The sequence below is a fragment of the Collinsella sp. BG-O-102 genome (genome assembly GCF_023656745.1).
GTDB lineage: Bacteria > Actinomycetota > Coriobacteriia > Coriobacteriales > Coriobacteriaceae > Collinsella.
The window spans coordinates 20,690-35,932 of sequence record NZ_JAMOKO010000013.1 but is presented as its reverse complement, the minus strand read 5'-3'; the positions used below and the strand labels follow the sequence as shown (position 1 = coordinate 35,932).

Here is a 15,243-nt window from a genome sequence, read left to right as displayed (position 1 = left end):
CCCAAATCTTAAGAATTTCGTTGGCCGAATCGCTTGACTAAGAGCGGTTCGGCCATTTTCTTTTCTGCCTTTATTTCGATCCCTCGACCTGCGCGTCCACCTGAGCATAAGTGCGCACGATACGAGAGACGGTACTTTTGCCAATCCCGGTATACCGCTCAATCTGACGCACTGTAAAGCCGGCATTGTTCAATCCAACAATAACGGTATCGCGCTGCGCCGGTGGTACAGTTTTAACCCCGTTGAGCGGAACCCCTAGCTCCTTCGCCAACTTGTTGGCAAAGGCGTGGCGTTCCCACTCCGTCTCTTTCATATCGCACAGCGCTGGCTCACTGCCGTCGGGCGCCGAAAGCGAATAGGCAATAAAGCCCTCGGCAGAACCAAAAAGCTCAAGCACGCAAGAAGGATCAGAAAATCCCCTCGCGACATCGGCCGCGTCACCGTCGTAAGCGCACAAATGCTCCGCAAAGCTGCTCCAGGGATAACGCTCAATGAGACTGATGCCCACCTCCTGCGGACCGGCGTGTACGGAGCGAATAGCCTCCATCACCTGCCAATCGGTATCGAGCGAACGCCGGTCAAAACGGTTCTGGAACAGATGGCCTGTGCGCCCCGTGCGTTTATTGAACCGCCGCGCGTACGTCAAAAGCAGACGGTGCATCGCCGCGCTCATCCTGTCCTCGTAATCTGCAAGCACCAAATGCACGTGATTGCCCATAAGGCACCAGGCGATAACCGTCACGCCCTCCTCGCGGCAGCACTTGCGCATCAGCTCCAAAAACTCCCACCGGTCGTCATCGCCCTCAAAGATGAGCCGCTTGCCCGTACCGCGGGCACAGACATGGTAAAAGCCGGTAACCGTTCTCCAAACGCGCTGCATGGCGCTCCCTTCGCCGGGATCTGCTTGCCATCCAATACAGCACGATTGAAGCGTGCCATCAAAACATTCACGCAAAACAATACACTCGCGCGGCCAAAGGCAGTAATCAGGCGGCGAACGGCACCGTTGCAACAGGTCAACCCCCGCAATGCTTACAAGAGCTGACCAATAGCTTGCCCAAGACGGACCCCCTCTACGGAAGTTCGCGACCACAGAACATAGAGTTAAACCGTTTCAATTAAAACTTCCGGACTTCTCGCTACGAAAACTGAGCCGTTCGCCGAATATTCCGTGCATTTCGCGGTATTATAAGGGCTGCATGTCATGTCCCTTTCGAAGGGTCGCCCGGCAATCGCCAGCCACGGCCCCCAGACGGGACGCCAACACGATAGAGAGGAGAGGCATGCAGTACTCACAGGAAGTGGAGAACATGTGCCCCGTTGCCAAGGGTGCATACCACGGCCCCGCACCCATCCCCGAGGAGGGCAAGTGGGTCCAGGCTAAGGAGATTTCCGACATCTCCGGTCTTACGCACGGTGTGGGTTGGTGCGCACCTCAGCAAGGCGCCTGCAAGCTCACGCTGAACGTCAAGGACGGCATCATCGAGGAGGCCCTCGTTGAGACCATCGGCTGCTCGGGCATGACCCACTCTGCCGCCATGGCTTCCGAGATCCTTCCCGGTAAGACCATCCTCGAGGCCCTCAACACCGACCTTGTCTGCGACGCCATCAACGTTGCTATGCGCGAGATCTTCCTGCAGATCGTTTACGGCCGCAGCCAGACCGCGTTCTCCGAGGGCGGCCTGCCCGTGGGCGCCTCCCTCGACGACCTCGGCAAGGGCCTTCGCTCTCAGGTCGGCACCATGTTCGGCACCAAGGCCAAGGGCGCTCGTTACCTCGAGCTCGCTCAGGGCTACGTCACCCGCATGGCTCTCAACGACAAGAACGAGATCATCGCGTTCGAGTTCCTGAACCTCGGCAAGTTCACCGACGCTGTCAAGGCCGGCAAGACCCCCGAGGAGGCCATCGCTGGCGCTATGGGCCACTATGGTCAGTGGGAGAACGCTGCCAAGTACATCGACCCGCGCACCGACGAGGAGACTCACTCCGTCGCCAGCGTGTTCCCGGTTCACGAGTAGAAAGGGAGGGAAATAACTATGACTGTTACGTTCGAAGGTTACGAGCGCCGCGCTGACAAGATCAACAAGTGCCTCGCCGACAACGGCATCGCCTCCCTCGAGGAAGCTCTGCAGATCTGCACCGACAAGGGCTTCAACCCGCGTGAGATCGTCAACAACACCCAGTCCATCGCCTTCCAGAACGCCGAGTGGGCCTACACCCTCGGTTGCGCTCTCGCTGTCAAGCGTGGCGCCAAGTCCGCTTCTGAGGCTGCCGCCATCATCGGCGAGGGCATCCAGGCCTTCACCGTTCCCGGCTCCGTCGCCGAGGACCGCAAGGTCGGTCTGGGCCACGGCAACCTGGGCGCTATGCTGCTCTCCGACGACACCGAGTGCTTCGCCTTCCTGGCCGGTCACGAGTCCTTCGCTGCCGCTGAGGGTGCTATCGGCCTGGCTCTGAACGCCAACAAGGCTCGCAAGAAGCCGCTGCGCGTCATCCTCAACGGTCTGGGCAAGGACGCTGCTCAGATCATCGCCCGCATCAACGGCTTCACCTACGTGAAGACCCAGTTCGACTACTTCACGGGCGAGCTCAAGGTCGTCGAGACCATCCCCTACTCCGATGGTCCCCGCGCCGCCGTCAACTGCTACGGCGCCGACGACGTCCGCGAGGGCGTTGCCATCATGTGGCACGAGAACGTCGACATCTCGATCACCGGTAACTCCACCAACCCCACGCGCTTCCAGCACCCCGTCGCTGGCACCTACAAGAAGGAGCGCCTCGAGGCTGGCAAGAAGTACTTCTCCGTCGCTTCTGGTGGCGGCACTGGCCGTACCCTGCACCCGGACAACATGGGCGCCGGCCCTGCCTCTTACGGCATGACCGACACCATGGGCCGTATGCACTCCGACGCCCAGTTCGCCGGTTCTTCCTCCGTGCCTGCGCACGTCGACATGATGGGTCTCATCGGCATGGGCAACAACCCCATGGTCGGTGCCACCGTCGCCTGCGCTGTCGCCGTCGAGGAGGCCCTCAAGGCCTAATCGCGCCCGCGCGATGCTCATATAGTTGAGCTTTGGAGCCGCTACCTTTCGAGGTAGCGGCTCTTTTTGTTTGCGCTGGCGCAGGGTAGCTAATGCCGATATATCAGCTGGGGCGAAATGCAAGATGTGATGAGATGGAGCGTCAGAGCGTCCATGACGCCCACCTGCCATATTTGCCCTTTACCGATTTGCCGGGTCTTTGCGGCCCCATTGCCGATCACCCGTGCGACAATGCGCCGGACGAGAAAGGAATCCGATGGAATCGACTGATGTACTGGTAATTGGATCTGGCATTGCGGGCCTTTGTGCCGCCATCGAAGCGGCACGCACGGGTGCAACCGTCACTGTGGCAAGCGCCGGCAAGACCATGAGTGGAGCGAGCTTCTTCCCGGGTACCTGGGGCCTCGGCCTCATCGGTCCCGTCGACGAAGACGACGAGCAGGACCTCATCGACACCATCCTGGCCGTCGGCGGCGGCGTTGCCGACCCCGAACTCGTCCAAACGTTCGTCCACGGCATTCCCCAAGCGATTGACTGGCTCGAGCAAGACCTGGGCGTTGAGCTCCAGCGTCCGCAAAGCGCCAAGAGTGCTCAACAAAAGCAATTTATCCCCTGCTTTGACCACAAGACGCGCATGTGGCTCGGCCTCACCCGCAAGCCCCTTGAGGACGCTCTGACGACCTGGATCGAGTCGCTCGGCATTCGCCTGCTCCCCCGCCATGAGCTTATCGACCTTGTTGAGGACACGAACGGCAGAATAACCGGAACCGTACTCTACGACCTTACCGAAAATCGAATCGTGCCCTTTGCTGCCAAGGCCACGGTCATCGCAGCCGGTGGCACAGGCGGCCTGTTCGAGCGCAGCCTTACGTCGGCTGATGTGCTCAGTTCCTCGCAGGCCATCGCGCTGGCGCACGGCGCAACACTTACTAATATAGAGTTCATGCAGATGATGCCCGGCTTCATCGAGCCCAGACGTAACTTGGTCTTCAATGAGAAAACCTGGCGCTACGTGCACGTAGACCAGCCGGTAGATATTGCCGACGACAAGCTGGACGACCTGCTCGAGCAGCGCTCTGGATATGGTCCCTTCACGTCACGCTTGGCCTCCCGCGCTATCGATCTCGTCATCGATCAGGCAGGTGTCGAAGGCCTGGCACTCCACTACGACTTCCCCCGCGAGGATGTCCCAGAGTTTGTGCAGACCTTTGCCACCTGGCTGCAAGACGAGCACGGCATCGCCCCGACTGACGAGATGCGCGTTGCGATGTATGCCCACGCCGCTAACGGCGGCATCAAGATCGATAAGACCGCGCACACGGGCGTTGAGGGCCTCTACGCTTGCGGCGAGGCGACAGGCGGCATGCACGGCGCCGACCGCATTGGTGGCTTGTCAAGCGCCAACGGCATCGTGTTCGGGCGCATCGCAGGCACATCGGCAGCCCTTGCAGCGCAGAAAGAGCCTGAGACAGCCCTGAAGGCGGATATCGCCCTCCCCCAGCATGGCATAGCTACAGCAGATGCCGAACGCCTGACACACAGCCTTAAGCACACGATGAGCACCTATTGCATGATCAACCGCACAGAGACGGGCCTATCCGAGGCACTACACGAGCTTGAGGGCTTGAAGACAGAGGCAACGACCTTGAGCACACAGAAAGCCCAGGACAGCGAAGTCGCAGCCCTCGCCCGCCTGCAATCGCAGATTCAACTAGCACAGGAAATGATCAAAGCCATGCGTAAGCGAACCGAAAGTCTCGGATCGCACTATCGAGCAGACTAAATCGATTCTCACTTTGAGTTTGAGCACAACTTCTCAACATGCATCGAGCCCCGTGAGCATAATTCTCATAAGGAGAGCACGTTTATGGGGCTTTAGCCGTGTTTCCCTAAGGGAATCACGATGCAGTTTCCCCAACTTCGCGCCCCGACGGGTTCGACCCCATGTGAGGTTAACAAAAAAGCGACCAGCCTAAGCCAGTCGCTTTAACAATCTTTGGGTGGGCCGTCAGGGGGTCGAACCCTGGACCTTGGGATTAAGAGTCCCCTGCTCTACCAACTGAGCTAACGACCCAAAGCTAAAGTCCGTTGTGACGGACTTTAGAGGAGATATCGTGTGGTGGGCCGTCAGGGGTTCGAACCCTGGACCTTGGGATTAAGAGTCCCCTGCTCTACCAACTGAGCTAACGACCCGATATCAACACAAAGCAAGAACTGGGGTGGGTAAAGGGACTCGAACCCTCGACCTACGGGACCACAACCCGTCGCTCTAGCCAACTGAGCTACACCCACCGTGTCCTATGCGCTTCGCGCTCGACTATTATTGCAAGGAACGCCACGCGATGCAAGCCCCAATTTTCAAGAATTTTGAAAAGAGTTTTTCGGATCCATTTCGAGCATTTCCCACCGGTTTCATAGGAGTAAACTTGCCCCACTGCAAATGCTCGAAAGGACAAGCATGAAAGAACTCTCCAACCGCACGGCGACATTTACCGATTCGGTCATCCGCCGCATGACGCGCATCTCCAATAAGTACGGCGCCGTCAACCTCTCGCAGGGCTTCCCTGACTTCGATCCTCCGGCGCAGCTGCTCAATAGCCTGGGCACCATCGCCACCGACCCCAAGCCGCTCTACCATCAGTACTCCATCACCTGGGGCTCCCTGGCCATGCGCGAGGCGCTTGCTGCCAAGCAGGAGCATTTTATGGGCATGCCGATCAACCCCAATGAGAACATCGTGATCACCTGCGGCTCAACTGAGGCCATGATGGCCGCCATGATGACGGTCACAAACCCCGGCGACAAGGTCGTCATCTTCTCGCCGTTCTACGAGAACTACGGCGCTGACACCATTCTCTCGGGTGCCGAGCCCATCTATGTGCCGCTCAACCCGCCCACATTCGACTTTGACCGCGAGACGCTCGAGGCAGCCTTCCGCGACAACGACCCCAAGGCCATCGTCCTGTGCAACCCTTCCAACCCTTGCGGCAAGGTCTTTACGCGCGAGGAGCTCACCTTCATCGCCGACCTCTGCAAAAAGTACGACGCCTACTGCATTACCGACGAGGTATACGAGCACATCGTCTATGCGCCCCACGAGCACGTCTATATGGCCACGCTGCCCGGCATGTTCGAGCGAACCATCAGCTGCAGCTCGCTGTCTAAGACGTACTCCATCACCGGTTGGCGCTTGGGCTACACCATCGCCCCGGCCCAGATCACCGAGCGTATCAAGAAGGTCCACGACTTTCTCACCGTGGGTGCCGCCGCTCCCCTGCAGGAAGCCGTTGTCACCGCCCTCAACTTCGACGACAGCTATTACGATGAGGTCCTCGACCTCTACACCGCCAAACGCGACCTGTTCTGCCAGGGGCTCGATAGCATCGGTCTTGAGCATAACGTGCCGCAGGGCGCCTACTACGTCATGATGGACATCTCTGAGTTTGGCTATGACAGCGACCTCGAATTCTGCGAGGACCTCGCATCCAAGGTGGGCGTGGGCGCCGTGCCCGGCTCGAGCTTCTTCCGCGAGCCCGTCAACCATCTGATTCGTTTCCACTTTGCCAAGCGAGACGAGACGCTTAACGCGGCGCTGGAGAACCTCAAGTCGTTACGTGATAAAATCAAGCCGCGCGGGTAAGGACGGCCCGGCAACTAAAGCAACCAAAGAAGCCTCGCACCGCCCGCCGCGTTGCGAGGCTTCTTTTTATAGCGCTTTCTTAAATGGTTTAGAGCTCTATACTTTAGTCACGGAGCAACTCGTCCCAGAGAGAGGAATACTATGGCAGAACAGCAGCTTATCGGAGCGCTCGAGGCCGGCGGCACCAAGATGGTCTGCGCCACGGGCTATGCAGACGGTACGGTCCTGGAGCGCGAGCAGATCGCGACCACGACCCCGCAGGAGACCGTCGAGGCCGTCAACGCGTGGTTTGCGAACAAGGGCATCGCCGCGCTGGGCATCGGCGCCTTTGGCCCCACCGCAGTCAACCCTGCCTCGCCCCAATACGGCAAGATCCTGGAGACGCCCAAAACGGCATGGCGCTACTTTGATCTGCTGGGCACCATCCAAAACGAGCTCAATATTCCCTGCGGCTACGACACCGACGTCAACGTCGCCTGCCTGGGCGAGGTCACCTTTGGTTGCGCCCAGGGCCTCACTGACGTTGTGTATCTGACCATCGGCACCGGCGTGGGCGCCGGCGTGCTCTCGGGCGGTAAGCTCGTGCACGGCATGATGCATCCCGAGGCTGGCCACATCCTGGTCACGCGCGACCCGCGCGACACCATTGGCGAGCACAGCGCCTGCCCCTTCCACGACAACTGCCTAGAGGGCCTCATTGCCGGCCCCGGCGTTAAAAAGCGCTGGGATGGCAAGAGCGCCGGAGACATGGCCGATGACCCGGAGGCCATGGACCTGCTCGCCGGCTATCTGGCACAGGCACTCATGACCTACACGCTGTGCTACGCGCCGCAAAAGATCATCATCGGCGGCGGCGTGGCCGACCACACCCCCATCGTGCCGCTCGCACGCAAGAAGTGTGCCGAGATGCTCAACGGCTATATCGTCACGCCCGAGGTCAACGACATCGATACCTACATTGTCAACAACAGCCTCGAGGGCAAGCAGGGCATCATGGGCTGCCTGGCCCTGGGCGCACAGGCGCTTCAGTAGCAGACGCACCCACAGGGCGTGGCGCGCCCGGCAAATCCGACCTACGGAACGACGTCACCACGCCTCATATAAGCCCTCAAATAAAAAAGGCCGCCTAGGACCAAACAATACGTCCTAGGCGGCCTTTTTGGCGCACATCAGCGACCGTAAGAGATATCGGAGCACAACGCCCGTTGCCGCTCCACAGCAGTCGATCATCACATCGGTGATCATGCCGGCGCGTCCCGGCACAAAGAGCTGAATCGTCTCGTCGATTGAGGGAATCAACAGCAGGAACACCGCCGTGGGCAGCAGCACGTCAAAGGTGCGCCGGCCCTCAAAATCAAAGGCGTGCGTTGCCAAGATGCCGAGCACCATATACTCGGTAAAATGCGCGCACTTGCGAACAACAAAGTTGGTCACCCATTCATATGGAAGTCCCACGCTGTGCAGGAAACCGCGGATAGCTTCCATGACCGTTAGGCTCAGCGAGCCCGACCCCGAGCCGGGAACCAGCGAATTGCCCCAGATCAAGAGCGCCATCAGGCAGGTTACAACCGCCCATTTTCGATTGATCTTAGCCATGCAGAAGTTATGCCTCCGCGCGGAGCGGCGCGAAGCTGGCGGTACCGCCCTCGATAACGCTCAGATAGGCACGGCCCGTACGCTTGGCAGTTGAGGACTGCAGGCGCTCGATCTCTTCCTCGAGGATCTGATTGACGCGCTCGTGACGACGGTTTTCCATAATGCCGGCGGCAATAGCCTCGGCCCGCTCGATGCTCTCACGCGAGATACGGGCAGTATCCTCGGGGAACACAGCACTGTGACGGCCGACATAGGCGGGGGCAGCAGGCTGAGGGGCAGCGACGGGAGCGGGGGCTGCAACAGGAGCAGGCTCGTCAATCTCATCCAGAATCGCGGTGGCGGCGGCCCACATGTCCTCGTGGCACGAGTAATCGGCCATGGGAACATCAACCTCGAGCGAGGCGTCCGGAAGGTCGCCGGTGTCGATGCGATCTTGGGCATCAATCGATGCGGTGATGGCTGCAGGCTCATCGAGGTCATCGAGATCGATGTCCACGGCACCGGAGATGATAGGCATGCTGGCGAGGTTTGCATTGTACGGCGCAGCCTCAGCCGCCTGCTGCTGGGCAGGAGCGCCCCACAACGAGCTTTCGGCGGCACGGCGGGCGGCAACGGCCTCCTCGTCCGCAGTCATGGCTTCATCAACGTACGAATTGTCGGCAGAAGCGTTCGCGTCCGCCGAGGTAGCGTTGTAGGCGTTATTGGCTGCCGCGTTGGCAACGAGTGCCACGAAAGCCGCCGTGCTGCCCGCAGGGGCGGCCTGGGAACCAGACACGGCGCGTGCCGCGGCGGCGATGTCGTCGCGATTGAAGGAGCCGGTCTGCCCGCCGTTGGTGAGCTCGTCGATGGCGACTTGATAGACGTCGCGCGAGTGTGCAGGGTCGCAGCTCACCGGCGAATCGTCGTCGAGCATACTGTCGATCATGGACCAAGCCTCGTCCTCGTCCATGGCATCTGCGGCTCGAGCGATGGTAGGGACACCATCATCGGCATGACGGCGCTGGAACGCACCAGTCAGGCCGGAAAGGAATGCCGAGGTAGACTGCTCCGCCTGAGCCTGAGAAGCAGAAGTCGCAGCGTAAGGAGTCGCATCCTGCTGCTGAGCTGGAATCGAGGCGGTCTTGAACTCGCTTTGATGCTGATTGAGATTGGCGGCACCGCCCATGGCATCGGGCTGGAACAGACGCTCTTCACGCTGCGCACGGTACTCGGAGATACCCAGCGAGGCGGCATAGATACCCACGCCCGCCACCGCGCCCACGGCGAAGGGAACCGCACCCGCCACGACCGTCTCGTTCACCGACGAAAACGGCAGCGTCGCGGCATACATAACCACGGGAGCGGCAAGGCCGATCCCGCACGAAAGTCCGGCAAGGACTGCTCGTTGTGTTGCATCAGAAGAAGCCATGAGCTCTCCCCATCTTCCAGCACCCAAATCGCATCATTCAGTTGGCTGCGCGAGAGAAGATGAAGCGGGGCTATGCCCCAAAGCAACGGTATATGGTTCGTTTCATCTGCGTTTTCCGTCGCGAAGCTTAAAAGCTATTATGCGAAACCGCCCTGTCGATTGCAAGCGACGATGTCGGATTGAAACGGGAAACCTGCTGCTTGCCAGTCTTATGGTCAAAAAAGCGCGGAGCGGCGATATAGAAAAGGGCCGAGGCTCAAAGCCCCGACCCTTTATTGCATTGATGACTATCGCTGCGTGTGGATGACAACCTAGAACGTCTGCTCGTAGTCGCTGTGCTTTTTGGCCGAACGCACCAGGAACTCCTGGTTGGTGTTGGTGCCCTTAAGACCCTTGATAAACGATGCGGCCGCGCGCTCGGTGTTGTTCATGCCGGCAAGAATGCGACGCAGGCCAAAGACAAACGGGCGCATCTGCTCGTCGACCAGCAGATCCTCGTTGCGCGTACCGGAGGCAACGGGGTCGATGGCCGGGAAGATGCGGCGGTCGGCAAGATCGCGGTCGAGCTTGAGTTCCATGTTGCCGGTGCCCTTGAACTCCTCAAAGATGACCTCGTCCATCTTGGAACCGGTGTCGATGAGGGCAGAGGCCAGGATGGTGAGCGAGCCACCGTTCTCGATGTTGCGGGCTGCGCCCAGGAAGCGCTTGGGCGGATACAGTGCCGCCGAATCGACGCCGCCCGAAAGGATGCGGCCTGAGGCGGGCGCCGCCAAGTTGTACGCGCGGGCAAGACGCGTGATGGAGTCGAGCACCACCACAACATCGCCGCCCAGCTCCACGATGCGCTTGGCGCGCTCGATGACGAGCTCTGCCACACGAGTGTGGTTGTCGGCGGGCATATCGAAGGTCGACGCCACAACCTCGCCCTTGATGGAACGCTGCATATCGGTGACCTCTTCGGGGCGCTCGTCGACGAGCAGGCAGATGAGGTGCACCTCGGGGTTGTTAATCGAGATAGACTGGCAGATCTTCTTGAGGATCGTGGTCTTGCCGGCCTTGGGCGGGGACACGATCAGGCCACGCTGACCCTTGCCGATCGGCGACACGATGTCGATGGCGCGACCGGTAATGGAGTCCTTGCCGTGCTCCATGCGCAGCGGCTCGTTGGGATAGACCGGGGTGAGGTCACCAAACTTGGGGCGGTTGCGAATCTGCTCGGGGTCTAGACCGTTGACGGTCGTGATTTTGGCGAGGCCGGCGCGCTTGTCGCCGCCGCGCGAAGGACGAAGCGAGCCCTCGATGACGTCGCCCGTGCGCAGACGCGCGGAGCGGATGAGGTAGGCGGGGACGAAGGCGTCGTCGTTGGACTTCATGTAACCGTGGGCATGGATGATACCGGAGCTGTCCGGACGAATCTGCAGGATGCCCTTGATGTCGCGGAAGCCCTCGGCCTTCGCGGCAGTGGTGTAGATCTCCTCGACGAGCTCGGCCTTCTTCTTGCCGGTCGTCTCGATCTCGAACTCCTTGGCCTTCTCGCGCAGCTCGGCGACCTTCATGGCCGCGAGTTCCTCGCGCGAAAGCGTGGGCTCGGTGGGGGCGGCGTTGCGCTCCTTGTTGCGCTGTTTGCGATCGCGCTGGCGGTTGCGACGGTCGTTGTTGCGCTCGTTGCGTTCCTCGTTGCGCTTGTGCTGGCGACGGTTGGAACGAGTGCCGTCTTCGGCCTCGGCGGGCGCGGCAGCATCGGTTGCGGCGGCGTCGGCATTGACCGCAGCGGCTTCATTGGCCTCGGCGCCAGAATCGACCTGCGCTTCGACATCAGCCTGATGCTCGGACGCCTTGGCCTTAGCGGACTTCTTACGACCGCGCTTGGGCTTCTCGGACGCAGGCTGTTCGACGTCTTGGGGCTCGGCGGCATCAGTCGATGCATCGGCGGTCGTCTCGTCGGAATCCTCGGACGCACCCTTCTTGGCAGCCTTAGCCTTGGACGTGCGCTTAACAGCAGTGCGACGGCTGCGACCGGGGCGAACGTCGGCGGGCTCGGCATCGGCGGGAGCGGCCTCGGAAGTCGCAGCATCCTGAACGGGTGCATCGGCAGCGGTTGCAGACTCGGCGGTCGCCGCAGCATCCCGAGCAGCTGCGGCTGCGGCTGCGGCCTTCTCTGCCTCGACGAAGGCCTTGGGCTTGCGACCGCGACGGTGCGGGCGCAAAGCCGGATCGACAACGGGAACTTCGCTGGCCTCGACAGGCGCAGCGGGCTCAGTTGGCGATGCGCCCTCCCCTGCCGCGGAACGGACCGAAGCCTCAGTGAGCTCGGGGGTTACCTGTTCAGCAACCTGCTCGGCCTTAGCAGCCGTGCGACGGCGTGTGCGCGGTGCCGGCTTCTCGGTCGGTTGGTCGGCGGCAGGGGTCTCGGGCACAGACGGGGCTGCAAACTCGGTCAGAGCCGCGGCCTCGCGCTCGGCAGCACGACGGCGGGCGCGCACCACCTGAGCCTCGCTAATCTGCGCCAACGCACGTGCCTGCGCGACCTCATCGGAAATCGGCGCCGAGGAGTCAGCTGCAACGGTGCGCTTGGCGCGCGTCGTGCGCGTGGTACGGCGCTTGGGCTTGGTGACCTCCTCGCCGTCAGCAGCAGGCTTGGTCGTGCGGCGCGTACGCTTGGGCTTTGCCGGAGCAGCCTCCTCACCAGTTGCAGGCACGGCCTTCTCAGCCGCTGCAGGCGTAGGCGTCGAAGCAGCCTTAGGCGTCTCAGGAGCCGAGGCTTGCGCGGGCTCCGCGACCTGGTCCGACGCAACCGGTGCAGCGGGAGCGGTCTGCGTCGTCGTTATTTCGTTTTCTTGCTGTTGATCAGACACAGTGTTTGCTCAACTTTCTTTTCAAGCCCTGTGATCACATGCTCCCTGCATAAACCTTCAGGGCGGCTAAACAGTCTAGTTCCGTTCAAAACGACGGACATCATTGATCTGTATCGAGATGATTGCGTCATATACGCAGCGTTAGTGTAACACAACCGCAACCACCTGCAACTTAGTCATTGGGAACGCTCTTAAACGACTAGTCAAAAGGGGCACTTTTTGGTTTAACACCCACAAATCTGACTGCCTCCGCCAAAACTATGGCGGTTTACTACGATGAATCGCTCAACCGCGACCACTCCGAAACTTGTTGAACTAAAACCGCAGGTAGATGCCTTGCACTTTTTGCGAAAAGCCGGCGTGGTTGGAATTTCTCATTTCATCGTAGTAAACCGGCATAGTTTCGTATTTCCAGCAGTTCCAAATTCGTCAATACGTCGGCGTTTGCAAAAAGCCCGACCTCCGTGGGAGATCGGGCTTTCAAGGCTTAGTTAAACCAAGTCTGTACGGTCAAATGACCCGTAGATTACATCTGCTCGGGCGCGGAAACGCCAACGAGGGTGAGCACCAGGGCGAGCGTCACACGGACGGCATCGCAAGCGGCCAGACGGGCACGCGAAAGCTCGGGGTCGACGGGACGGCCCTCGCTCGGCAGCACCTGACAGGCAGCGTAGAAGCTGTGGAAGTCGCCGGCGAGCTCCTCGGCAAAGTGAGTCAGACGGAACGGGGCGCGGTCGCGAGCGCAGCTGGCGATGAGGTCGGTGAGCTCGTTGAGCTTGCGCGAAAGGGCGAGCTCGGTCGGGTCGGTCAGCAGCGAGTAATCGACGTTCTCACCGATGGCCTTGGCGGCGACGGCCTTCATGCCCATCTCGTCAGCCTGCTCGGGCGTAACGTCAGCGGCACGGCGCAGGATGGAGCACACGCGGGCGTGAGCGTACTGCACGTAGTACACCGGGTTGGAGTTGTCGCGCTTCTTGACGGCCTCAATATCGAAGTCGACCATCTGGTTGGAGCTCTTGGAGATGAGGGTGTAACGGGCAGCGTCGGAGCCGACCTCGTCGACGAGCTCCTGCAGGGTCACCATGGTGCCCTTACGCTTGGACATACGGACGGGCTTGCCGTTGCGCAGCAGGTTGACGAGCTGGCCCAGCAGAACCTCGAACTTGCCGGGGTAACCCAAGGCATCGCAGACGCAGCGGACACGCTCGATGTAGCCGTGGTGGTCGGCGCCCCAGATGTCGATGACGTGGTCGACGCGCTGGAACTTATCCCAGTGATAGGCAACGTCGGAGGCGAAGTAGGTGTACTCGCCGTCGGACTTGATCAGGACGCGGTCCTTGTCATCGCCCAGGTCGGTGGAGCGGAACCACAGGGCGCCGTCCTTGGTGTAGAGATAGCCCATCTTGTCGAGCTTCTCAAAAGCGCGGTCGACGGCGGAGGTGCCGGCGGTCTCGCCCTCGGTGTCCTTCACGTACAGCGAACGCTCGGAGTACCAACGATCGAAGTCGCAATTGACGGCGTGGCAGAGGTCGCGCATGTTGTCGACCATCTTCACATAGCCGCGCTCGCGGAAGCTCTCCATGCGCTCCTGAGGATCGGCGTTGACCCACTTGTCGCCGTCAGTGCGCCAGAACTCGGCGGCCTCGTCGATGATGTAGTCGCCGCCATAGGAGTCCTTGCCAAGGGTCTCGGCAAAGTTATCCTGGTACGGATGAGTCTCGGGATGCTCGTCGTTCTCGTCGGCAACAAAGGCGTCGCGGTCGGCAATCAGCAGTTTGTGAGCCTCGTCGATATCCACGCCCTGCTTGGCGATGATGTCGGCAAGCTGCATATAGCGCGTGCTGATGGAGTTGCCGAAGGTGTTCATCTGAGAGCCGTGGTCGTTGATGTAGAACTCACGCTGGATGTCGTAACCGGCGTGGTCCATAACACGGCAGAGCGAATCGCCCAGCGCGGCCCAGCGGCCGTGGCCGATGTGCATGGGGCCGACGGGGTTGGCGGAAACGAACTCGACCTGGGTCTTCAGGCCACCACCGACGTTGGACTTAGCGAAGTCCATGCCCTTCTCGCGAGCCTCGCCAAAGATGGCATTCTTGACGGCAACGGAGAGGTAGAAGTTGATGAAGCCGGGGCCTGCGATCTCGACCTTCTCGATCGCGGGGTCCTCGGGCATATGGGCAACGATGGCCTCGGCGATCTTGCGCGGGGCGCAATGGGCCAGCTTGGCGGACTTCAGGGCCATGGTAGAGGTCCACTCGCCATGAGAAGTGTCAGCCGGTCGCTCGATAGCGCAATCGTCAAGTTCAAATGCGGAAAGGTCGCCGGCCTCCTGGGCCGCAGCAAGCGCAGCGCGTACCAGCTCTTCAATCTTCTCGGGCATAGATCCTCCTTGTGTTAAAGCCCCCGAGCTCTTGGTCACTCGTAGGGCAAAAGCCAGAGTTTGTAGCACTCTATCACAAGCGACGGGCACTGTCGCAGGGTAAAGCCAATCGATATTGCATATGCACAAAATTGACTACAGCTTGTATGGAGTCACTCAAAGATGCCAGTCTGCCTGCAGATTATGCAGGCGTTGAAAATGCATAAAGGTGTGAATGAGCTGCGCCTGTTATCGAATACTCTTACCTATCGGAGTTGTGTGCTTTTCCTGCATAAAGTAAGGGTTTGCGCACGTCAGCGTGTTATTCTAGACATACGTAAATT

10 protein-coding genes and 3 tRNA genes are annotated in these 15,243 nt (G+C 60.4%); 5 read left to right on the top strand and 8 right to left on the bottom strand.

The window, feature by feature from the left end; genetic code table 11:
• Positions 1-70: 70 nt before the first annotated feature.
• The gene (locus NBH09_RS07510; protein ID WP_250787586.1) at positions 71-880 is read right to left on the bottom strand and encodes a transposase; all 810 of its coding nucleotides are present in this window, start codon (positions 878-880) and stop codon (positions 71-73) included.
• A 403-nt stretch (positions 881-1,283) separates the two neighbouring features.
• On the opposite strand from NBH09_RS07510, the gene NBH09_RS07505 reads away from it, so the two are divergent.
• The 3 genes from NBH09_RS07505 (at position 1,284) to NBH09_RS07495 (ending at position 4,824) form a co-directional block, all read left to right on the top strand.
• The gene (locus tag NBH09_RS07505) at positions 1,284-2,018 is read left to right on the top strand and encodes an iron-sulfur cluster assembly scaffold protein (protein WP_006235554.1); all 735 of its coding nucleotides are present in this window, start codon (positions 1,284-1,286) and stop codon (positions 2,016-2,018) included.
• An 18-nt stretch (positions 2,019-2,036) separates the two neighbouring features.
• Positions 2,037-3,041: a GGGtGRT protein gene (locus NBH09_RS07500; protein WP_006235553.1), complete on the top strand. Its 1,005-nt coding sequence runs from the start codon at positions 2,037-2,039 to the stop codon at positions 3,039-3,041.
• Between the two features lie 256 nt (positions 3,042-3,297).
• Complete coding sequence (locus NBH09_RS07495) at positions 3,298-4,824, top strand: FAD-dependent oxidoreductase (protein WP_250787585.1); 1,527 nt, start codon at positions 3,298-3,300, stop codon at positions 4,822-4,824.
• Between the two features lie 218 nt (positions 4,825-5,042).
• Here NBH09_RS07495 and NBH09_RS07490 read toward each other — a convergent pair.
• The 3 genes from NBH09_RS07490 to NBH09_RS07480 form a co-directional block, all read right to left on the bottom strand.
• A tRNA-Lys gene (locus tag NBH09_RS07490) sits at positions 5,043-5,115 on the bottom strand.
• 43 nt (positions 5,116-5,158) lie between these two features.
• Positions 5,159-5,234: transfer RNA gene (locus tag NBH09_RS07485), tRNA-Lys, on the bottom strand.
• A 22-nt stretch (positions 5,235-5,256) separates the two neighbouring features.
• A tRNA-His gene (locus tag NBH09_RS07480) sits at positions 5,257-5,333 on the bottom strand.
• Positions 5,334-5,499: 166 nt separating this feature from the next.
• Here NBH09_RS07480 and NBH09_RS07475 point away from each other — a divergent pair.
• Together NBH09_RS07475 and NBH09_RS07470 are read left to right on the top strand one after the other, a co-directional pair.
• Positions 5,500-6,681: a pyridoxal phosphate-dependent aminotransferase gene (locus tag NBH09_RS07475; RefSeq protein ID WP_250787584.1), complete on the top strand. Its 1,182-nt coding sequence runs from the start codon at positions 5,500-5,502 to the stop codon at positions 6,679-6,681.
• 141 nt (positions 6,682-6,822) lie between these two features.
• Positions 6,823-7,713 carry an ROK family protein gene (locus tag NBH09_RS07470; RefSeq protein WP_250787583.1) on the top strand — a complete coding sequence of 297 codons (891 nt, stop codon included), beginning with the start codon at positions 6,823-6,825 and terminating at the stop codon, positions 7,711-7,713.
• Between the two features lie 114 nt (positions 7,714-7,827).
• Here the strand turns inward: NBH09_RS07470 and NBH09_RS07465 are convergent, their stop codons facing one another.
• The 4 genes from NBH09_RS07465 to argS form a co-directional block, all read right to left on the bottom strand.
• Entirely contained in the window at positions 7,828-8,277 is a 450-nt protein-coding gene (locus NBH09_RS07465; RefSeq protein WP_055310604.1) for a VanZ family protein, read from the bottom strand.
• A gap of 7 nt (positions 8,278-8,284) precedes the next feature.
• Positions 8,285-9,685, bottom strand: a complete 1,401-nt coding sequence (locus NBH09_RS07460; protein ID WP_250787582.1) for a hypothetical protein — start codon at positions 9,683-9,685, stop codon at positions 8,285-8,287.
• Between the two features lie 311 nt (positions 9,686-9,996).
• Complete coding sequence (gene rho, locus NBH09_RS07455; RefSeq protein WP_250787581.1) at positions 9,997-12,540, bottom strand: transcription termination factor Rho; 2,544 nt, start codon at positions 12,538-12,540, stop codon at positions 9,997-9,999.
• 526 nt (positions 12,541-13,066) lie between these two features.
• A complete protein-coding gene (argS, locus tag NBH09_RS07450) occupies positions 13,067-14,920 on the bottom strand; it encodes an arginine--tRNA ligase (RefSeq protein WP_006235481.1) in 1,854 nt (617 codons plus the stop codon).
• Positions 14,921-15,243 lie beyond the last annotated feature (323 nt).